Annotated in this window: 19 protein-coding genes and 2 pseudogenes; 10 read left to right on the forward strand and 11 right to left on the reverse strand. The window is 32.3% G+C overall.

The features are described 5' to 3' along the window. Nucleotides 1–7 precede the first annotated feature (7 nt). Together AC0L5U_RS02130 and AC0L5U_RS02135 are read left to right on the forward strand one after the other, a co-directional pair. A pseudogene (locus AC0L5U_RS02130) lies at nucleotides 8–960 on the forward strand (PhoH family protein). A gap of 297 nt (nucleotides 961–1,257) precedes the next feature. After that, nucleotides 1,258–2,214 (forward strand): phosphoribosylaminoimidazolesuccinocarboxamide synthase, encoded by a 957-nt coding sequence (locus tag AC0L5U_RS02135; RefSeq protein ID WP_473414447.1) that lies wholly within the window; start codon nucleotides 1,258–1,260, stop codon nucleotides 2,212–2,214. A gap of 35 nt (nucleotides 2,215–2,249) precedes the next feature. Here AC0L5U_RS02135 and AC0L5U_RS02140 read toward each other — a convergent pair whose 3' ends face one another. From AC0L5U_RS02140 to AC0L5U_RS02155, 4 genes are all read right to left on the reverse strand, one after another. Then, a complete protein-coding gene (locus AC0L5U_RS02140; protein WP_473414448.1) occupies nucleotides 2,250–2,861 on the reverse strand; it encodes a hypothetical protein in 612 nt (203 codons plus the stop codon). Between the two features lie 51 nt (nucleotides 2,862–2,912). Next, nucleotides 2,913–3,590, reverse strand: a complete 678-nt coding sequence (locus tag AC0L5U_RS02145) for a carbonic anhydrase (protein ID WP_473414449.1) — start codon at nucleotides 3,588–3,590, stop codon at nucleotides 2,913–2,915. Between the two features lie 205 nt (nucleotides 3,591–3,795). Then, a complete protein-coding gene (locus AC0L5U_RS02150) occupies nucleotides 3,796–4,218 on the reverse strand; it encodes a nuclear transport factor 2 family protein (RefSeq protein WP_473414450.1) in 423 nt (140 codons plus the stop codon). Nucleotides 4,219–4,357: 139 nt separating this feature from the next. Further along, nucleotides 4,358–4,723, reverse strand: a complete 366-nt coding sequence (locus AC0L5U_RS02155; RefSeq protein ID WP_473414451.1) for a TfoX/Sxy family protein — start codon at nucleotides 4,721–4,723, stop codon at nucleotides 4,358–4,360. 82 nt (nucleotides 4,724–4,805) lie between these two features. On the opposite strand from AC0L5U_RS02155, the gene AC0L5U_RS02160 reads away from it, so the two are divergent. The 3 genes from AC0L5U_RS02160 to acs all read left to right on the forward strand — a co-directional run bounded on the left by AC0L5U_RS02160 (nucleotide 4,806) and on the right by acs (nucleotide 8,944). Continuing rightward, the gene (locus AC0L5U_RS02160) at nucleotides 4,806–5,063 is read left to right on the forward strand and encodes a DUF4212 domain-containing protein (RefSeq protein WP_473414452.1); all 258 of its coding nucleotides are present in this window, start codon (nucleotides 4,806–4,808) and stop codon (nucleotides 5,061–5,063) included. A 16-nt stretch (nucleotides 5,064–5,079) separates the two neighbouring features. Then, complete coding sequence (locus AC0L5U_RS02165; protein WP_473416148.1) at nucleotides 5,080–6,831, forward strand: sodium:solute symporter family protein; 1,752 nt, start codon at nucleotides 5,080–5,082, stop codon at nucleotides 6,829–6,831. 205 nt (nucleotides 6,832–7,036) lie between these two features. Then, the gene (acs, locus tag AC0L5U_RS02170) at nucleotides 7,037–8,944 is read left to right on the forward strand and encodes an acetate--CoA ligase (RefSeq protein WP_473414453.1); all 1,908 of its coding nucleotides are present in this window, start codon (nucleotides 7,037–7,039) and stop codon (nucleotides 8,942–8,944) included. A 13-nt stretch (nucleotides 8,945–8,957) separates the two neighbouring features. Here the strand turns inward: acs and AC0L5U_RS02175 are convergent, their stop codons facing one another. Both AC0L5U_RS02175 and AC0L5U_RS02180 read right to left on the reverse strand, forming a co-directional pair. After that, nucleotides 8,958–9,572: a fumarylacetoacetate hydrolase family protein gene (locus tag AC0L5U_RS02175; RefSeq protein ID WP_473414454.1), complete on the reverse strand. Its 615-nt coding sequence runs from the start codon at nucleotides 9,570–9,572 to the stop codon at nucleotides 8,958–8,960. Between the two features lie 81 nt (nucleotides 9,573–9,653). Then, entirely contained in the window at nucleotides 9,654–10,859 is a 1,206-nt protein-coding gene (locus AC0L5U_RS02180; protein WP_473414455.1) for a multidrug effflux MFS transporter, read from the reverse strand. 439 nt (nucleotides 10,860–11,298) lie between these two features. On the opposite strand from AC0L5U_RS02180, the gene AC0L5U_RS02185 reads away from it, so the two are divergent. After that, nucleotides 11,299–12,267 carry a hypothetical protein gene (locus tag AC0L5U_RS02185; RefSeq protein ID WP_473414456.1) on the forward strand — a complete coding sequence of 323 codons (969 nt, stop codon included), beginning with the start codon at nucleotides 11,299–11,301 and terminating at the stop codon, nucleotides 12,265–12,267. 665 nt (nucleotides 12,268–12,932) lie between these two features. Here AC0L5U_RS02185 and AC0L5U_RS02190 read toward each other — a convergent pair. From AC0L5U_RS02190 to AC0L5U_RS02205, 4 genes are all read right to left on the reverse strand, one after another. Beyond that, entirely contained in the window at nucleotides 12,933–14,483 is a 1,551-nt protein-coding gene (locus AC0L5U_RS02190) for an acyl-CoA carboxylase subunit beta (protein WP_473414457.1), read from the reverse strand. 3 nt (nucleotides 14,484–14,486) lie between these two features. Continuing rightward, complete coding sequence (gene accC / locus AC0L5U_RS02195; protein WP_473414458.1) at nucleotides 14,487–15,929, reverse strand: acetyl-CoA carboxylase biotin carboxylase subunit; 1,443 nt, start codon at nucleotides 15,927–15,929, stop codon at nucleotides 14,487–14,489. A gap of 2 nt (nucleotides 15,930–15,931) precedes the next feature. Then, nucleotides 15,932–16,417, reverse strand: coding sequence for an acyl-CoA carboxylase biotin carboxyl carrier protein subunit (locus AC0L5U_RS02200; RefSeq protein ID WP_473414459.1), 486 nt, complete (start codon nucleotides 16,415–16,417; stop codon nucleotides 15,932–15,934). A gap of 89 nt (nucleotides 16,418–16,506) precedes the next feature. Next, a complete protein-coding gene (locus AC0L5U_RS02205) occupies nucleotides 16,507–17,058 on the reverse strand; it encodes an NUDIX hydrolase (protein WP_473414460.1) in 552 nt (183 codons plus the stop codon). A 161-nt stretch (nucleotides 17,059–17,219) separates the two neighbouring features. On the opposite strand from AC0L5U_RS02205, the gene pyrR reads away from it, so the two are divergent. The 4 genes and pseudogenes from pyrR to AC0L5U_RS02225 all read left to right on the forward strand — a co-directional run bounded on the left by pyrR (nucleotide 17,220) and on the right by AC0L5U_RS02225 (nucleotide 19,944). Beyond that, complete coding sequence (gene pyrR, locus AC0L5U_RS02210; RefSeq protein ID WP_473414461.1) at nucleotides 17,220–17,759, forward strand: bifunctional pyr operon transcriptional regulator/uracil phosphoribosyltransferase PyrR; 540 nt, start codon at nucleotides 17,220–17,222, stop codon at nucleotides 17,757–17,759. 7 nt (nucleotides 17,760–17,766) lie between these two features. Further along, nucleotides 17,767–18,696, forward strand: coding sequence for an aspartate carbamoyltransferase catalytic subunit (locus AC0L5U_RS02215; protein WP_473414462.1), 930 nt, complete (start codon nucleotides 17,767–17,769; stop codon nucleotides 18,694–18,696). A gap of 3 nt (nucleotides 18,697–18,699) precedes the next feature. Further along, nucleotides 18,700–19,032, forward strand: a complete 333-nt coding sequence (locus AC0L5U_RS02220; protein WP_473414463.1) for a ribonuclease Z — start codon at nucleotides 18,700–18,702, stop codon at nucleotides 19,030–19,032. Between the two features lie 4 nt (nucleotides 19,033–19,036). Then, nucleotides 19,037–19,944 (forward strand): annotated as a pseudogene (locus tag AC0L5U_RS02225) (ribonuclease Z). Here the strand turns inward: AC0L5U_RS02225 and AC0L5U_RS02230 are convergent. Then, a complete protein-coding gene (locus tag AC0L5U_RS02230) occupies nucleotides 19,937–20,287 on the reverse strand; it encodes a hypothetical protein (protein WP_473414464.1) in 351 nt (116 codons plus the stop codon). The pseudogene AC0L5U_RS02225 and the gene AC0L5U_RS02230 overlap by 8 nt on opposite strands. Between the last annotated feature and the right edge of the window lie 48 nt (nucleotides 20,288–20,335).

Consider the following 20,335-nt stretch of genomic DNA (forward strand, 5'->3'; position numbering starts at 1 on the left):
AACGCTTTTGAACGAAATTATTATAGAACTTGAAGAAATAACTCCAAAAGAATTTTTCGGAGCTCAAAATGCAAACATAGAACTTCTTAAAAGTACTTTCCAAAATTAAAAATTGTAGCACGCGGTAATAAAATTAAAGCCTTTGGTGATGAAGAGTTGCTAGAGGAATTTGATAGACGTATTTCCATGCTTTTAAAACACTTCGGAAAGTATAATAAACTTGATGAAAATGTTATAGAGCGTGTGTTAACAAGTCAAAGTAGTGACGATTACACTACATCAAAACAAAGTGGAGAAACCATTGTTCATGGTGTTGGTGGAAAACTCATTAAAGCCCAAACTGCAAATCAACGCAGATTGGTAGAGAGCATGCATAAAAACGATATGGTGTTTGCTATTGGTCCTGCTGGAACAGGTAAAACCTATACAGGTGTAGCTTTAGCGGTTCAAGCATTAAAAAATAAAGAGGTAAAGCGCATTATTTTAACACGTCCAGCGGTAGAAGCTGGAGAAAACTTAGGGTTTTTACCAGGTGATTTACAGGAAAAATTAGATCCGTACATGCAACCATTATACGATGCGTTACGTGACATGATTGCACCTGAAAAATTAGCAAGTTATATTGAAAAGGGTACCATACAAATTGCGCCATTGGCATTTATGCGTGGACGAACTTTAGACAATGCGTTTGTGATTTTAGACGAAGCGCAAAACACCACACACGCGCAAATGAAAATGTTTTTAACCCGTATGGGTAAACACGCAAAGTTTCTATTAACAGGCGATCCTGGGCAAATAGATTTACCACGTCGTACCATATCTGGTTTAAAAGAAGCCTTACTAATTTTAAAAAATACAGAAGGTGTAGGCATCATATTTTTAGACGATAAAGATGTGATACGCCATAAACTGGTTAAGAAAGTTATAGAAGCTTATAAAAGTATAGAGAATAGAGAATGATTTTTTAGGAGCTATTTCCCGCTTTCCGCTATATCTTTTTATGTGCTAAAAGTTTTCTATATCTCATTAAAGTATTAGCATAATTGTAAATTTTGAGTTATAATTGAACAATTAGAAAGCACATAAAAAGGATGCCGCATCAATCGGGGCTAAACATCTCCGCCAGCGTCATTGCGTAATACTTAAGTTAAGTGTGTTTTAATATAAGTACGATTTTAAACAATACAAGTAAATTAAATAAATAGATTTCAAACTTTGCGCCTTTGCGCCTTTGCGAGAAACAAAAAAATAAAATAAGTGGCAAAAGCAAACAATACAATAATTGACACCAATTTCAATTTCCCAGGGCAAAAAAGCCTTTATAAAGGAAAAGTTAGAGCCGTGTATAATATCAACGACGAAGAATTAGTGATGGTCGCAACTGATAGGCTATCCGCATTCGATGTTGTAATGCCAAAAGGAATTCCGTACAAAGGACAAATACTAAACCAAATAGCAACCAAAATGATGGCTGCAACTGAAGATTTAGTACCAAATTGGTTAACAGCAACTCCAGACCCTAATGTTGCCGTAGGGCATTTATGCGACCCATTTAAAGTAGAAATGGTAATTCGTGGGTATATGTCTGGTCACGCAGCACGAGAATATAAAGCTGGAAAGCGTATGCTTTGCGGTGTGCCAATGCCAGAAGGTATGAAAGAAAATGATGCATTTCCAGAACCTATAATTACACCAGCAACCAAAGCTGAAATGGGTGACCATGATGAAGATATTTCTCGTGAAGATATTTTAAAACGCGGTATTGTTTCAGAAGAAGATTATATTGTTTTAGAAGATTACACGCGCAAATTATTTCAACGCGGTTCAGAAATTGCAGCATCAAGAGGTTTGATTCTTGTTGATACAAAGTATGAATTTGGAAAAACAAAAGAGGGAAAGATCGTGTTGATTGACGAGATCCACACACCAGATTCCTCACGTTATTTTTATGCCGATGGGTATCAAGAACGACAAGATAGAGGAGAAGCTCAAAAGCAATTAAGTAAAGAATTTGTGCGCCAATGGTTGATTAGTAATAACTTTCAAGGTTTAGAAGGACAAACCGTGCCTTTTATGAGCGATGAATATATTGAAACTGTTTCTGAGCGTTATATTGAACTTTATGAAAACATTACAGGAGAAACCTTTGTTAAGGCAGATGTGAGTAATATACAGGAGCGTATTGAAAGGAATGTTTTAGAGTATTTAAGCTAAATTAGAAATTATAGGTTTGATACCGTTAAACAATATCAATCCAGTATTTTGGGGAATTTAATGTGATTTAAATTTATTTTTCTATCATATAATAATCCAGGATAAGGAATATAACACGTGTCATTAGTGCAATGTTTTTCATAGGATTCTTTTGAAACAGATTCTGTGATAAGCTTAAATTTATCATCATCATATCTATAAAGCCCAACTTTCTTTATAGCGTTTGTTTTACGCTCTAGATTTATATCATCAGGGTATTCATAATTTGTAACACTTCCTTTATGGGAATTAGCGACAATAATACCATCTTTTGAAGGAGAAATAAAAAAGCGATAATTCACATATAAGAGAGAATCGTTCCTAAACTCAGATTCAAAAGGAACTAGAAACATAGTACTATCTCTCTTAAAATGTATGATTTTCATAGTTCTAGTGAATTCTTCAGTACAAAACAACTCAGATTTAGTTAAAACTATACTTTTATTGCTATAAATTGTATCACTACTAATGATTTTATCCAACCATAACTTATCTAATTTAGTTAGTTTTTCGGTTGCAAAAATTCCTCTGTAGCACTTATGTGTGATACAAGATGATATTATCATTGCAACAAAAACAAAAACTATAAATCTATTTATTTTCCTCAATTGAATAATTGGTTCATAAAATAAATTTGAAAAGTAATCAATAAATATGAACTAATAATGATATGTAACATTACGCTCATTAATAGGTTGCTCATTTCTATAATTATTTACAGGCATATTATTTCTTAGTTTTATCACTTCTTCTACTGACAAAACAATAGGTTCTTTAAAAACAATCCAATTTACACCTTCACTACAAGGTGGCGTTGTTAGTGAACCTCCGTAGGAGTAATAATGTTTGTCTTCTAATAGTAAACTAGATAAATCTATTTTTTGGTGAATCTCTTTTACAAAGCCATTTTTAAGAGGTAAAAAGCTTTCAAAAAACTCAAATAATTGACTTTCTTCTCCTTCTTCACCTAGCAACCCAAGAACAGTTATGTTTCCAGATTTACTTACATGAACTAAATGCATTTCGATAGGATAAATAAGTCCGTTAATTTTATGTTCAGATGGTTCGTGAAAATGAATTTGTTTTAAATAGTATGTCTCATTTTTGTAATTAATAGAATCCCCAGCTTCAAAATCAAATTGAATAGAATGCCCGTTGTTTTCAACTTCTTTTAAAAGTGTGGTTGGTGTATACTGTATTTTTAAATCGCCTTTAAGTTTAACTGAATCAGCTCTTCTATGTATAATATTTATAGGGGATTGGTATTTGCCATTGCAATCTGAATTTTTTTCAATTTCTATCCAATGCTCTGGGAAGTTTCTCCAGAATAGCTCCAATGTGCATGAGATAGATGTGATTTGTGTTTTTCTTTATCGTAATGGATACATGATACTAAGACTAGTGTAATTAAAGCTAAAGAGAAAATTTTTTTAAGATTCATGTCTTTTTGAAGTTTTTAATATTGGGCAAAATTAGTTTTAATACTATTCTGAAAAGCTTACAAAAATCATGTTTTAGTTGTTTGTTTATAAGTTTGTGCTCTTATTTATTAGACATGTGCGAGTGGATAACTTTCCAGAGACCATTTGTTTTAGAATAGATAAAAGTCCAAGCAAATTCACCCTTCAAAATACGACCGTCAATAACTTTTGAGGTATAAAATCCAGAAGCTGTTAAAAGGGCTTTATTTTTAGATAGAATTGTAATTTTTTTATTTTTGATTTCTAGTTTTTGAGATTCTAAACCTTTGATGTTTTGTTTAAAAACAACCATTAAGTCTTCAAATGTTTTGAAATAAATTCCATTATCAATAAATCCAGTTTTTAATAAATCATCAATATTACTTTGAATACCATTAACATCAAGTTTTTCTCCAGCATTTATACTTTTATTGAAAGCTTTATAAACTTCAGTTTTATTTTTTGGTTGTGTTGTCGGATAAATTTTGTGAATGTGTAAATCCATAACATGAAAGGATAAATAGTACAGATGAAAATAGTCGGCTAAAATTATGTTTGAAAGTCATGATTAAAAATTTAATCATTAAAATAAGAAAATGTGCAAATCTATTACCTGACAAAAATCAGTTAGATCAAAATAAGAGTTATTTTTTTCGAGATTTACTAGCCTTAGCCAAAGGATTAAAAGCCAAACACAAATCTAACCAATAGGAAAGTTCATCTTCAGTATCAAAACCATCAGGAGTTACAAAAATATAACCTTTCATGGGACGACCCGTAAAATCCATTGGGAGGCATTCTGGTTTTTCAAGTTCCTTTAAATACACATCTTCTCCAATGCGTGCCATTAATAGACTATCACCATATTTTTTATCGATATGAATGCCACACAGCATTTTGTTATCTACTTTAAAACATAAACCACCCATCATTTTTAGTTCAGTAAAAAAGATGTGTTTTTCTTTTAATTGTTGCCTAATTCGGTCTGCTAAATAGTCGTCGTATGCCATAAGTATTTTATTTGTGAGCCTTTAGTTTCAAATATATCGAAAAATGATGTTATATTGGGTTTCCAACTAACACCAGATAAAAATGTCAAATCAAGCTAACGCCAAAGCATATTGGAAAGAAAATATAGGGTATGTTTTGTTACTTCTATTCATATGGTTTCTAGTTTCCTTTGGGGCTGGAATACTTTTTAAAGATGCTCTAAACACCATAAAAATAGGAGGGTTTAAACTAGGTTTCTGGTTTGCACAACAAGGCTCCATGTATGTATTTGTAATACTGATTTTTGTGTATGTGCGCTTGATGAATAAACTAGATAAAAAATATGGTTATGATGTTTAGTTTATTGATGGAGAGTATGGGTGTTCAAAATTGGACATATATTTTAGTTGGTGTAACGTTTACAATTTACATTGGTATTGCTATTTGGTCGAGAGCAGGTTCTACAAAAGAGTTTTACGTTGCAGGAGGAGGTGTTTCTCCTTTGGCAAATGGAATGGCTACTGCAGCAGATTGGATGAGTGCAGCATCGTTTATTTCAATGGCTGGTATTATTTCTTTTGATGGTTATGATGGTGCAGTTTATTTGATGGGATGGACAGGAGGTTACGTGCTTTTAGCTTTATTATTAGCTCCCTATTTAAGGAAATTTGGAAAGTTTACAGTACCCGATTTTATTGGAGATCGGTATTATTCTAATACAGCACGTTTTGTGGGTGTTATTTGTGCGCTTTTAGTATCGTTTACTTATGTAGCCGGACAAATGCGTGGAGTAGGTTTAGTGTTTTCTAGATTTTTAGAAGTTGATATCAACACAGGTGTTATCATTGGGATGCTGATTGTACTTTTTTACGCAGTATTAGGTGGTATGAAGGGCATCACCTATACACAAGTTGCTCAATATTGTGTATTGATTTTTGCCTTTATGGTGCCTGCAATTTTTATTTCGATTCAAATGACGGGAAACCCAATTCCTCAATTAGGTTTTGGCAGTCAATTATCTGATGGGTCTGGAATGTACTTATTAGACAAATTAGATGGATTGAGTACTGATTTAGGTTTTACTGAATATACCGAAGGTTCAAAATCTGCAATAGATATATTTGCAATCACCTTGGCTTTAATGGTAGGAACGGCAGGTTTGCCGCATGTAATAGTTCGGTTTTTTACGGTTAAGAAAGTAAGAGATGCTCGTAAATCTGCAGGTTTAGCATTGTTGCTTATTGTTATTTTGTATACAGCTGCTCCAGCAGTTTCTGTTTTTGCAAGAACTAATATGATTGATACTGTTTCTAACCAATCTTATGCAGATATGCCTGAATGGTTTAAGAAATGGGAAACCACAGGATTGATTGGCTTCTCTGATAAAAACTCTGATGGAAAAATTCAATACGTATCTGGAAGTGCATTTTTAAAAGATGAAGATGGAAAAGTAGATTTTAAACAGCCCAACCCTAAAACAAAAAATGAATTGTATGTTGATAAAGATATCATGGTTTTAGCTAATCCAGAGATTGCACAATTACCAAATTGGGTAATTGCTTTGGTTGCGGCAGGTGCTTTAGCAGCAGCGTTGTCAACTGCGGCGGGGTTATTATTAGTTATTTCATCTTCGGTATCTCACGATTTGATAAAGAAAATGATAAACCCAAAAATTTCTGAAAAAGGCGAATTGGTTGCTGCGCGTTTATCAGCAGTTGTAGCGGTTTGTGTAGCAGGATATTTTGGGATTAATCCGCCAGGGTTTGTTGCTGCTACTGTAGCATTGGCTTTTGGTTTGGCAGCTGCATCATTTTTTCCGGCCATAATACTGGGTATTTTTTATAAGCGCATGAACAAAGAAGGGGCTATAGCTGGTATGGTTATAGGAATTACCGCGATGTTATTGTATATGATAAAATATAAATTGGGTTGGTTTGACGATGTTATTCCTGATAAAAGTGAATGGTGGTTTGGAATTTCTCCTGAAGGTTTTGGTACTGTTGCCATGATTTTAAATTTTATTGTTTCTATAGTGATTATGAAATTTACGCCTGCGCCTCCTGATGATGTTCAAGATATTGTTGAAAATATTAGAATACCAAGTGGGGCTGGAGAGGCAACACATTAATTGAATATACAGACTTTAGGTAAGCACCGCGTTAGGGATTGCAGAGGAAAGCCCACAGCTTTTGTGCGCTAGTGCAAAAGCGAGGACTTGTAACGTAAAGCCCGACCCCTTTTTCGGGGTAACGCCCAAATGATTATTTAATAATATGTCAATAAAAACTACTTAAATTTATTATTTTAGACATTCGTTTCATCAATACATTAAAATGAGTAATTACCACATAAAACACTTAGAAGAATACTACCAAGTTTATAGAAAATCTGTAAGAAATCCAGAAGGTTTTTGGGAAGAAATTGCAGAAGAGCATTTTATGTGGCGCAAAAAATGGGATAAGGTTTTAAGTTGGGATTTTTCTAAACCTGAAGTAAAATGGTTTGAAGGGGCGCAATTAAATATAACGGAGAACTGCATAGATAGGCATTTGGCAACTCGAGGCGATAAAACGGCTATTTTATTTGAACCAAATAATCCGTCTGAGGATGCTGAGCATATTACTTATAATCAATTGCATGACCATGTTAATAGATTTGCGAATGTTTTAAAAGCGCAAGGCATTAAAAAAGGGGATAGGGTTTGTATTTATTTGCCGATGATTCCTGAATTGGCGGTTTCGGTTTTGGCATGTGCAAGAATTGGTGCTATACATTCTGTGGTGTTTGCAGGGTTTTCAGCAACAGCATTATCCACACGAATTAATGATAGCGATTGTAAAATGGTTATTACTAGTGATGGCTCTTACAGAGGAGCGAAAACAATAGATTTAAAAGGTATTGTTGATGAAGCTTTAGAAGATTGTGCAGGCGTAAATACTGTTTTAGTTGCTAAACGAATTGATACAGACATAACTATGAAAGCTGGTAGAGACCAATGGCTACAACCGCTTTTGGATGAAGCTTCAGCAAATTGTGAAGCAGAAATAATGAATGCAGAAGATCCGCTCTTCATTTTATATACATCTGGTTCTACTGGGAAGCCAAAAGGAATGGTGCATAGTACGGCAGGTTATATGGTGTATTCAGCATATACTTTTAAAAATATTTTTCAGTATACAGAAAATGATGTGTATTGGTGTACTGCTGATATTGGTTGGATTACAGGGCATAGTTATATTGTATATGGTCCGTTAGCAAACGGCGCAACAACAGTTATGTTTGAAGGTATACCAAGTTATCCCGATTTTGGACGCTTTTGGGAAATTGTAGAAAAGCATAAAGTGAATCAGTTTTATACAGCACCTACAGCTATTAGAGCATTAGCAAAACAAGGTACAGAACTAGTTGAAAAGTATGATTTGTCATCATTAAAAGTTTTAGGCTCTGTAGGTGAACCTATTAATGAAGAAGCGTGGCATTGGTACAATGATAATATTGGTAAAAAGAATAGCCCAATAGTAGATACATGGTGGCAAACTGAAACAGGTGGTATTATGATTTCTCCAATACCTTATGTTACTCCAACAAAACCAACTTACGCAACCTTACCGTTTATTGGTATTCAACCTGCGTTAATGGATGAAAATGGAAATGAATTAAAGGAAAATCAAGTTGATGGTAGATTGTGTATAAAATTCCCTTGGCCATCAATGGCGAGAACTATTTGGGGAAATCATCAACGGTATAAGGATACGTATTTTTCTGCTTTTGAAAACAAATATTTTACGGGTGATGGTGCGTTGCGTGATGAGGTTGGTTATTACAGAATCACAGGTAGGGTAGATGATGTTATTATTGTTTCTGGTCATAATTTAGGAACTGCACCTATTGAAGATGCTGTAAATGAACACCCAGCAGTTGCAGAAAGTGCTATTGTTGGTTTTCCACATGATGTTAAAGGAAATGCGCTTTACGGTTATGTTATTTTAAAAGATATAGGTGAAGATCGAGATCAAAACAATCTAAGAAAAGAAATCAACCAGATTATCACAGAGCATATTGGTCCTATTGCGAAACTGGATAAAATTCAATTTACAAGTGGCTTACCTAAAACACGTTCTGGAAAAATAATGCGACGTATTTTGCGTAAAATAGCGCACAAAGATACTAGTAACTTAGGGGATACAAGTACGTTGTTGAATCCAGAAGTTGTTCAAGATATTATGGATAATGTGTTATAGAAAATATTGTCTTTTAAACCATTTTAAAGTCTAAAAGAAGCTCGCCTTCAATTGAAGCTTGTAAATGATCGCCTTTAAAAATAGCCCCTGCTCCAGATGCAGGTGTTCCTGTGAAAAATAAATCTCCTGGATTTAATGTCATGAATTTTGAAACATAAGCTATAATTTCATTGAAATTATAAATCATCATACTTGTATTTCCTACTTGTTTTTGTTCTCCATTAATTTTTAAATCGAAATTGATATCATTCATGTCAGAAAAATCAGAAATAGGTTTGAATGCAGATATAGGAGAAGCACCATCAAATCCTTTTGCTAATGCCCAAGGACCTTTGGTTTCTCTACTTGCTGTAAGTACATCTTTTGCTGTATAATCAATACCTACTGCTATTTCAGAAATATAGGAAGACACTTCGCTTTCTGAAATGTTTTTTCCTGTTTTTCCTATTTTAGCAACCAATTCAACTTCATATACAATTTCATTGGTAATGTCTGGATATACAACGTCTTTATTGTTTGTTACAATAGATGTATCTGGTTTTGTAAATATTAATTGAGAACCAGTTTTAAGTGCTGCAATTTCCGATATATTATTAACGTAGTTTTTACCAATTCCTATTACTTTCATGTGTATGTATTAATTTAATTTGTGTTTGGTAAAAATAACAAATAAGAAAGTTTGTGCAATCAAATTTTCAGAATATAAAACTTATGATTTTACTGTCTTTAAGTTTCTTTTCATTATCAAGAACACCGATAATGAAAGGATACCAAATATTGAAAATCCAACGAATAATGGTAAAACAGAATCTAAAACAAAACTCCCTATATAATTTGCGATTGGTACCGCCATTACTGTGCTAATAAATCCGTTAATTGCTGCTCCAATTCCAGCAATATGCCCTAGAGGCTCCATGGCAATAGCTCTTAAATTTCCAAAAAGAAAACCAACCGCAAAAAATTGTAAACCAAAAAAAGTTAGAAGAATGTAAATACTTGGGTTATTTCCTGAACTGAATAAAATTATATAGAATACAGATATAAAAGTGTAGGCAATGGCGGCCAAATATGCAATGCGCCACATACCATATTTTACAACTATCATGCTGTTTAAATAAGTTGCAAGACCAACAGATACAGCTAAACTTGCAAAAATATAAGGAAATAGTTCAACTAAATTATATTGCTCTTGAAAAATTTGTTGAGATGTACTTAAATAGACCATAAAAGAGCCAGTAATAAATCCTGAAACAAGTGTGAAGGCAACCGCTTCTTTATGTTTAAAAAATTCTTTTGTACCATCAATAAATAAATGAGATGAAAATTTGATGCGTTTTTCAGTAGGAAGTGTTTCTTCTTGTCGTTTCCAAAACCAAATCATTATTACGATGCCAATAACTAGGTTGAAATAGAAAATAGCTTGCCAATTAAATACATTAATTATAAGTTGTCCAAGTGTTGGAGCAATAACAGGTACCAAAATAAAAAACATAACTACTATAGACATCACTTTTGCCATATAATTACCACTGTAAGAATCTCTAATCATTGATAAAGCAATGCTCCTAGGAGACGATAAACCAATGCCTTGAAGTACACGGGCAATTATCATTACTTCAAAATTTTTAGTGTTTACACAAATAACGCTTGCAATAATAAAAAGGCCGAATCCAAAATAAACAATAGGCTTCCTTCCAAAACTATCAGATAGTGGACCAAAAATTAGTTGTCCAAAACCTAATCCCAAAAATATCATTGTAATTAATTTTTGGTTATCACTTGTTTTAATAACTCCTATATATTCACCTATTTCTGGGAGGGCGGGTAATAAAGCATCAATGGATAAAGCAACAATAGACATTAATGAAGCCATAAGTGCTACAAACTCAAACTTAAAAGTATTTTTGTTTTCCATTGGGTAAAAGTACCTCAATTTCATATAGTATGATCTTATTTTTTATCTAAAAACAGAATGTTATTATCATGAAATTTTATATTTGTTTATATTTACTTACTTTTAAAAAATAACTAACCAACAGCCTTAATATAGATTTAGGTCAAAAAACTAGGTAATTCTGAAGCATATTTTTTCTCTCAAAATAGTAAGCATACTTCTAATTTTTCTTACCCATTCTTTAAATTGTTTAGGACAGGTTACTGATGGTTATTATCGTTTTTTAGATTCTGCTGATTTTCATATAGACACAAATTCTGATAAGACATTACTTTTTTTAGATAGTATTCCTAAGCCAATTGAAGATAATATAAAAGGAAGAATAGCTGAATATTATTCTATTAAAGCACTTATACATGATGATTATAAAGAGTATTCTAAGTATCATCAATCCACTATTTTGGCATTGAAATATGCCGAAATAGAAAATGAGTATTGTATCGCGGGACAGTCTTGTTTAGATTTATTTTCTAACATATATTATATCAATAAAGATTCATCTGCTTATAAATATCTCGACCAAGCTAAATTTTATTATGATAAATGCACCGATGATCCCAATGGTTTAATTCAAGTTGAGCAAACACTTGCTTATGCTAAATATTTGAATGGAGACACAAAAGAATGTAATGATTTGTTATTGCCAAGATTAAACGCATACAAAAACATTAAAGATGATGCATATTACTATATGTTTGCTAATTATATGATTGCTTGCAATTATACTAGTCTTGATAGTTTAGATGAGGCACATAAATACTATAACAATTTTAAAACATTACATAACAACCCTACTATTGTAAAGTATAATTATTCATCTTTCAAAGCTGGTTTAGATATGTGTTTAGCAGATGTTTATTTTGATAAAAAGCAAATGGACTCCACATTTTATTATTTAGAGGAATCATCTAAAATAACAGAATACATGGGTGAAGATGTATTAAAGGATTATTATAGTTTGTTTGCAGAAACACAAAAGTATGTTGGAAATATAGATGCATCAAAAACTTATATAGATTCTTTAATTTGGTTTGAAAATAAAATGTACAAGAGTACAGTTGATGCTAGTTTTCAAATAAATGACTCACTCTTAAAGGCTGAAATAGATTTAAAAAACGAAAGTGAAGAAAAAAAGGTTAACAGATATATTTGGATTACTTTAATTGGTGTTTTACTATTTTTAAGTACGTTATATTTTATTTATTACAGAAAACAAAAATTAAAGATTAAAGATTATAGTAAAAAAGCAGATCACGTAACGTATCTAAAATCTAATAATAAACAGTTAGTAGGAAAGGTTCATGGATTAGAAGAGTATATCAATAATCTAAAAAAAGAGGTAAAAAAGATTTCTACTACTGAGGGGTAAGTAATCAAAAGCTAAAAATAACAGAACTTTATAAAAACCTTCATATTAATTCTTCAACACTTTTAGAAAAAGGAGAAAATCATTTGGATTTAGTTAACGATTTAAATGTTAGTTTTTTTAAAAAAATAAGTAAACTATATCCACAATTAAATAAATCTGAAATTATTATTTGTTACTATTTGTTAATAGGTTTTAGTAACAAAGAAATTGCATTATTTTTAAATACTACTGTTAGATCTGTTGAAAGTAAAAGGTACAGGATTTCAAAGAAAATTAATTTTAATAAAAATGAAACCACTCTTCTAGGTTATCTTGAGATGGTTTTTAAAGACACACTTAATACTTAGCTTTAAAAAAAGGACTTTATTTTTGTTTGCGTAATGAATGCGTAGTGATTTATTGTTAAAAATACCCAACAGTTTATGATATTTGTGTATTGCTATTACCAATAAATTAATTACAAACAGTTATAATGTTGTTTAATAGGGTTGAGTTAAAATTCTAGGTTAATATACAAGGTTGGTTGGCTATTAATCCATTTTAATTCATATAAACAACATTCGACTGGGATTAATTTATAAGCCATTTAACTCAAAAGAGTATTATGGTTGCAATTTAAAAAGGAGTCCTTTTTTGGTCTCCTTTTTTGTTTTTTATAATATATCTTAGAGAGGAATGTTACCATGCTTTCGTTTAGGCACATCCACCTGTTTGTTTTCCAAAGTAGCAAATGCCTTAATTAATTTTCGTCTTGTGTTTTTAGGAAGGATAATTTCATCTACAAAACCACGTTTGGCTGCTCTATATGGATTGGCAAATTTTTTAGCATATTCAGCTTCTTTTTCGGCTAGTTTTTGTTCAGAATCTTCAGCATCTGCAATTTCTTTTTTAAATATAATTTCACTCGCCCCTTTTGCCCCCATAACAGCAATTTCTGCCCCTGGCCATGCATAGTTAAAATCTGCCCCAATATGTTTAGAGTTCATAACATCGTAAGCACCGCCATAAGCTTTTCTTGTAATAACTGTTACTCTTGGTACAGTAGCCTCACTAAAGGCATACAACAATTTAGCACCATGAACAATGATACCGTTCCATTCTTGATCTGTACCAGGTAAAAAACCAGGTACATCTACTAATACTAAAAGCGGAATATTAAAACAATCACAAAAACGAATAAATCGAGCTGCTTTTCTGGAACTGTTAACCCCTAAAACACCCGCGAATGCCATCGGTTGATTTGCGATGATACCAACACTTTTACCACCTAACCTCGCGAAACCTACAACAATGCTTTCAGCATAATCTTTATGAATTTCGTAAAAAGAATCGTCATCAATAATACCAGAGATTACTTGATGCATATCATACGGTTTATTGGGATTGTCTGGAACAATATCAGATAACACATCCCTTATTTCATCTTTTATTTTGAAATCAAATGGTTTTGGACTTTCAGTATTATTTTGAGGCAAATAGCTTAAAAGTTGTTTTACATCTTCTAAACAGGCAACATCATTAAGTGAAGTTTTGTGAGCTACCCCAGATTTTGAAGCGTGAGTATTAGCGCCACCCAATTCCTCACTTGTTACTTCTTCATTGGTTACCGTTTTAACCACATTTGGCCCTGTAACAAACATGTAACTCGAATTTTCAACCATTAATGTAAAATCTGTCATAGCGGGGGAGTATACAGCTCCACCTGCACAAGGTCCCATAATTGCAGAAATTTGTGGTATAACACCAGATGCTTGTACATTTCTATAAAATATATCGGCATACCCTCCTAGAGAGCGTACGCCTTCTTGAATTCTAGCGCCACCAGAATCATTAAGCCCAATGATTGGTGCTCCAACTTTTACCGCCATGTCCATGATTTTACAGATTTTTTCGGCATGCGTTTCAGAAAGCGAACCACCAAATACGGTAAAATCTTGAGCGTAAGCATAAATTAGTCTACCATCAATTGTACCATATCCAGTAACCACACCGTCTCCATAATAAACTTGGTTTTCCATTCCAAAATCTGTAGTTCTGTGTGTTACTAAAGCTCCAATTTCCTCAAAAGAACCTTCATCCATTAGATACTCAATGCGTTCTCTTGCAGTTAGCTTTTTATTGGCGTGTTGTTTATCAATGCGCTTTTGTCCGCCACCTAATTTGGCAAGCTCTAAACGTTCGTTTAAAATCTCTATTTTATTTTGTTTTGAATCCATAGATTAATGATTTGGTAAACGCAATTGTTCTTGGTCTTTTAAATAATGTTTCACAGCAATTAGAGCAGCTATTTTAGCTTCATTTTCTGTTTCTTTCTTTAATTTTTCTGGCGAATAATAGTTTTTTACAAAATGTGTGTCAAAATTTCCAGATTTAAAAGCATCGTGCTCGCATACATATTTTCCAAAAGGAAGTGTGGTTTCTACACCTTCAATCTTATAGTCGTTAATAGCTTGTTTCATGAGCATTATTGCTTCTTCTCGAGTATCCCCAAATGTTATTAACTTTGAAAGCATAGGGTCGTAATAAATTGGAATATCCATACCTTGTTCATAACCATTATCAACACGAATTCCTTTTCCAAAAGGAAGTTTATAAGTCTCTAAATTTCCAACACTTGGTAAAAAATCATTTAAAGGATCTTCAGCATATACTCTTAATTCTAAAGCATGCCCTTTAATTTTTAAATCTTCTTGTTTTATTTCGAGTTTTTCGCCTCTGGCTACTTGAATTTGTAGTTCCACCAAATCTACACCAGAAATTATTTCAGTTACGGGATGTTCTACCTGTAAACGTGTGTTCATTTCTAAAAAGTAGAAATTATGGTTTTCATCTAATAAAAATTCAACAGTTCCAGCGCCTAGATAATCGCAAGATTTGGCAACTTTTATAGCAGCTTCTCCCATTTTTGCTCTTAATTCTGGAGTTAAAACTGAAGAAGGTGCTTCTTCAACAACTTTTTGATGTCGTCTCTGAATACTACATTCACGTTCAAAAAAATGGAGTATATTTCCGTGGTTATCAGCCATGATTTGAATTTCAATGTGTCGTGGGGAGCTCACATATTTTTCAATAAATACTGAACCATCACCAAATGCAGAGGTTGCTTCACTTATGGCACGATGCATTTGAGACTCTAAATCTTTTTCCTTTTCAACAACCCTCATTCCTTTTCCACCCCCACCTGCTGAAGCTTTTATCAAAATAGGAAAACCAATTTTTTTTGCAATTTTTGTTGCTTTATTAACATCGGTTATGGCTTCGTCAATACCGGGAACCATAGCGATATCATAGGCTTTAACAGTTTCTTTAGCTGCTAGTTTACTCCCCATAACTTTTATGGCTTTAGATTTTGGGCCAATAAAAACAATGTTGTTTTGTTCGCATAACTCAGCAAAACCTGCATTTTCACTTAAAAAACCATACCCTGGATGAATCCCATCCACATTCAAATTTTTTGCTGCTTCAATAATTTTATCAGCCCTTAAATACGATTGATTTGATGGTGCTTCTCCAATTAAAACTGCTTCATCTGCAAACTGAACATGAGGTGCATTTCTATCAATAGTAGAATAGACTGCAACGGTTTTAATACCCATTTTTCGGGCTGTAGTCATTACACGAATGGCAATTTCTCCTCTGTTTGCTACAAGTATTTTCTTCATCGTTATTTGAATTCTATGATTAACTGATTTTTTTCAACTGCATCACCCTTTTTCGCATGGATAGATTTTATAATACCATCAATAGGGGAGGTAATGCTATTTTCCATTTTCATAGCTTCAAGGATTAGTAGTGTATCATCTTCTTTAACTTCTTGACCAACTTCGATATTTATTTCTAAAATAAGACCTGGCATTGGTGCTTTTATAGATTTTATTTCTTTTTTTGAACCTACAGAAAAACCCATTTTATTGATAAGTTGGTCTAATTCATTAGAAATATCAATAGTATAAACTGAATTATTAACAGAAATCTGGTAGTGTTTTTTACGAAAATTTGAAGAAATTATCTCAGCATGAAAGGATTTATTTTTATCTAATAAATGATATTCAGAATCTGATATTTTAAGAAGGTCAACATCTGAGATAGTGCTCAAATCAATATCAAATTCAAAATTGTTATTGACTTTTGCCTTTAAAAAATTCGCCATATTTATTGCTTTCTGTAAATATAAGCAAGATTTAGGTTATAAACTAAGCGTGTTTTTTTGACGTTTAGAATGTGCTGTTTTATATTGTGTTACCTGTTTGTATCCACAATTTTTTGATACACAAAATGATAATAATTTTTATTTGAAGCCACAAAATGGTTATTCTGTCCTATGTTTTTTAATAAGGTTTCAAATGTTTCGAACGTCACGAGTTTTAAAGCTTCAACTTCAGTTTCTTGAGGAATTAATTTTTTTAATGGTACTTTTAGTTCAGCTATAAATGTATTGTGAAATTCATTATCAACAATGCCATTGTCATAACTTTGAAAACATTCAAAAACCCCAATAGGTTTTAAATCATCTTCTTTTAATGTTATGCCTATTTCTTCAAACCCTTCTCTTATAACAGCTTGTTTTGGCGTTTCGCTTGCATCTATATGTCCAGCAACAGACACATCCCAAAGTAACGGACAAATAGTTTTTTTAGCAGACCGTTGTGCTAATAAAATCTCTTTTTCTTTTGTGAATAGCCATAAATGAGCTGTATTATGATAATATCCTTTTTGATGGACTACAGATTTTAGTTCTGTTTTTCCCATTGGTATATTATCTTTTGTAACTACATCAATGTATTCATCCATAACTAACACTTAATTATTATTAACACAAATCTAATAGAATTCTGTTAAAATTCTAAAACTAATACATTCGTTTTTTGATGGTTACTATTAAACCCAGCTAAAACAATTACATTTTAATTTTTTGCATTACCTTTGTACTCCAAATACGTTTGGATAGTAATATGAGTCAGAAAGTTTTACTTAACGCAAAAGAGGTAAACATCATTCTTCATCGATTGGCTTGTCAACTCATTGAAAAACATAACGATTTCTCAAATACGGTTTTAATAGGTCTACAGCCTCGAGGTATCTTTTTAGCTGATAGAATTGCAAAAATTCTTAAAGAAGATTACAAGGTTAAAAATATAAAATTAGGTTATTTGGACATTACATTTTACCGTGATGATTTTAGAAGAAGTGATAAACCTTTAGAAGCTAATTCAACAAAAATTGATTTTATTGTTGAAGATAAAAACATTGTGTTTATTGATGATGTGCTTTACAGCGGAAGAAGTATAAGAGCAGCATTAACAGCAATACAATCTTTTGGAAGACCAAATGAAATAGAATTACTGACTTTGATAGACAGGCGATTTAGCAGACATTTACCAATTCAACCTGATTATAGAGGGCGACAAGTAGATGTTATAAATAGCGAAAAAGTAAAAGTAAATTGGAAGGAACATGATACTGAAGATTCAGTTTACTTAATTGATAAATAAATAAAAAATGAGCGAATTAAGTGTAAATCACTTACTAGGAATAAAATATCTTAACGAGCAAGATATTCAACTTATTTTTGAAACTGCAGATCATTTTAAAGAAGTGATTAACAGACCTATTAAAAAAGTCCCTTCATTAAGAGATATAACCATTGCAAATTTATTTTTCGAAAACTCTACAAGAACAAAGCTCTCTTTTGAATTGGCTGAAAAACGATTATCTGCAGATGTAATTAATTTTTCATCAGCACAATCTTCAGTAAAAAAAGGAGAAACATTAATAGATACTGTAAATAATATTTTATCTATGAAAGTGGATATGGTAGTGATGCGTCATCCAAATCCAGGAGCAGGAGTATTCTTATCAAAACACGTAAAAGCAAGTATTATAAACGCTGGGGATGGTGCACACGAACATCCTACGCAAGCACTTTTAGACTCTTATTCTATAAGAGAACGGCTCGGAGAAGTAAAAGGTAAAAAAGTTGTGATTGTTGGCGATATTTTACACAGTCGTGTGGCACTTTCAAATATTTTTGCTCTACAGCTACAAGGTGCAGAAGTTATGGTTTGTGGACCAAAAACTTTGATTCCAAAATACATTAATAAATTAGGTGTTAAGGTTGAAACTAACCTAAGAAAAGCTTTAAATTGGTGTGATGTAGCAAACATGCTTCGTGTTCAGAATGAACGAATGGATATTAGTTATTTTCCGTCAACTAGAGAATACACACAACAGTTTGGTGTTAATAAAGATTTGTTGGATAGTTTAAATAAAGAGATTACTATAATGCATCCAGGGCCAATAAATAGAGGTGTAGAAATTACAAGTGATGTGGCAGATTCTAAACAAGCCATAATCTTAGACCAAGTGCAAAATGGTGTAGCCATCAGAATGGCTGTGATTTATTTATTAGCTTCGAAAATAAAACAGTAAGTCATGATTATTGATAAAAACGAAAATATTACTATTATAACCCAAGAAACTGTTACAGTTGTTGAATTGGTAAAAAAGCTTGAAGCCTTATATCCTAAATACAAAAACGACAATATAGTTATCATTTTAACTGCTTTGGATAAAATTGATCCTAGCGAAATAAATGAGTTTCTTCAAATTTCCAATATTCATAGAAAAGCAAAACATTCATTTGTTATTGTTTCTGCTAAAGTAGATTTGGATACAATTCCTGATGAATTGGTAGTTGTACCAACCCAACAAGAAGCTTTTGATATCATTGAAATGGAAGAAATGGAACGCGATTTAGGGTTTTAATATAATGAAACTAACTATTTTAGGCTGCTACAGCGCCACTCCAAGAACTTTAGGAAACACTACCTCTCAAGTATTAGAAATCAATAACCACATGTTTTTAATAGATTGTGGGGAAGGAACACAAGTACAATTGCGTAAGCATAAAGTGAAATTCAACCGAATAAAACGCATTTTTATTTCGCATTTACATGGCGATCATTTTTTGGTTTAGTTGGTTTAATTTCAACATTCAGATTATTAACGAGAAAAACTGATTTACATATTTATGGTCCAAAAGGTATTAAGGAATTAGTAACGCTACACATGAAACTTGCCGATTCTTGGACAAACTACAATTTATATTTCCATGAATTGACTTCAAAAGAATCAGAATTAATTTTTGAAGATGATGTAGTTGAGGTATATACAATACCCTTAGAACACCGTGTTTATACCAATGGTTATTTATTTAAGGAAAAGGTAGGTGATAGAAAGTTAGATATTGAAGCTGCTAAAAATGCCAAAATAAATGTAGCGTATTATCGAAAACTAAAACAAGGTTTTGATGTTGAGAATGAAGATGGTCAACTTATAAAAAATGAATCAGTAACATCTGCTGGAAACAAACCCAAGAGTTACGCATTTTGTAGTGATACGGTTTACAAAGAAGATATTTTACCTATTATAAAAAATGTTGATGTGCTATATCATGAATCCACTTTTTTAGAAAAAAATGCCGAATTAGCACCAAAAACTAAACACTCTACTGCAAAAGAAGCGGCAAGTATAGCAAAACAAGCCAATGCAGGTGCTTTAATTTTAGGCCATTACTCGTCTCGCTATCCTAATTTAGAGGATTTTAGAACCGAAGCAAAAACCGTTTTTGATAATGTAGAGTTAGCAGAAGATGGGAAATCTTTCGATTTTAATTAAACTCTTCTAAATTCTTAACCCAGCCAATAGCTTCACTTAGAGACAAACAACGTTTTATACTTTTTTGTGCAAATTGTTTTTCTAAGGATGCATTTACATAAGTTGAGTTGTTATAGGCCACAATGGCACTTGCAATCAATAAATCATATTTTTTTTCAGTTTTAATCCAGTTTTGTGGATCTACAGAATAATCATTTATTCTATTCGCTATAAAAGCTACTTTTGCATCAGAGCCATAAAAATTAAACAATTCATTTGCTAATTTTTCGGCCTTAACCCAGTCAAAATGAACACCTTCACGTAATTCTCCAATAAAAGTTGTCACACAAATAATAATTGCCAAAGGGAAGTTCTAATTTAAAGGGTTTTAATTTCTCAAAATAGGGGGACT

It is taken from the genome of Jejuia sp. G7-7 (assembly GCF_055808955.1).

Bases quoted from the DNA above. Each gene is read 5' to 3' on its own strand.
- AC0L5U_RS02150 (WP_473414450.1), bottom strand. From the start codon at position 4,218: ATGGATTTACACATTCACAAAATTTATCCGACAACACAACCAAAAAAT.
- AC0L5U_RS02155 (WP_473414451.1), bottom strand. From the start codon at position 4,723: ATGGCATACGACGACTATTTAGCAGACCGAATTAGGCAACAATTAAAA.
- AC0L5U_RS02160 (WP_473414452.1), top strand. From the start codon at position 4,806: ATGTCAAATCAAGCTAACGCCAAAGCATATTGGAAAGAAAATATAGGG.
- AC0L5U_RS02165 (WP_473416148.1), top strand. From the start codon at position 5,080: ATGGGTGTTCAAAATTGGACATATATTTTAGTTGGTGTAACGTTTACA.
- acs (WP_473414453.1), top strand. From the start codon at position 7,037: ATGAGTAATTACCACATAAAACACTTAGAAGAATACTACCAAGTTTAT.
- AC0L5U_RS02175 (WP_473414454.1), bottom strand. From the start codon at position 9,572: ATGAAAGTAATAGGAATTGGTAAAAACTACGTTAATAATATATCGGAA.
- AC0L5U_RS02180 (WP_473414455.1), bottom strand. From the start codon at position 10,859: ATGGAAAACAAAAATACTTTTAAGTTTGAGTTTGTAGCACTTATGGCT.
- AC0L5U_RS02190 (WP_473414457.1), bottom strand. From the start codon at position 14,483: ATGGATTCAAAACAAAATAAAATAGAGATTTTAAACGAACGTTTAGAG.
- accC (WP_473414458.1), bottom strand. From the start codon at position 15,929: ATGAAGAAAATACTTGTAGCAAACAGAGGAGAAATTGCCATTCGTGTA.
- AC0L5U_RS02200 (WP_473414459.1), bottom strand. From the start codon at position 16,417: ATGGCGAATTTTTTAAAGGCAAAAGTCAATAACAATTTTGAATTTGAT.
- AC0L5U_RS02205 (WP_473414460.1), bottom strand. From the start codon at position 17,058: ATGGATGAATACATTGATGTAGTTACAAAAGATAATATACCAATGGGA.
- pyrR (WP_473414461.1), top strand. From the start codon at position 17,220: ATGAGTCAGAAAGTTTTACTTAACGCAAAAGAGGTAAACATCATTCTT.
- AC0L5U_RS02215 (WP_473414462.1), top strand. From the start codon at position 17,767: ATGAGCGAATTAAGTGTAAATCACTTACTAGGAATAAAATATCTTAAC.
- AC0L5U_RS02220 (WP_473414463.1), top strand. From the start codon at position 18,700: ATGATTATTGATAAAAACGAAAATATTACTATTATAACCCAAGAAACT.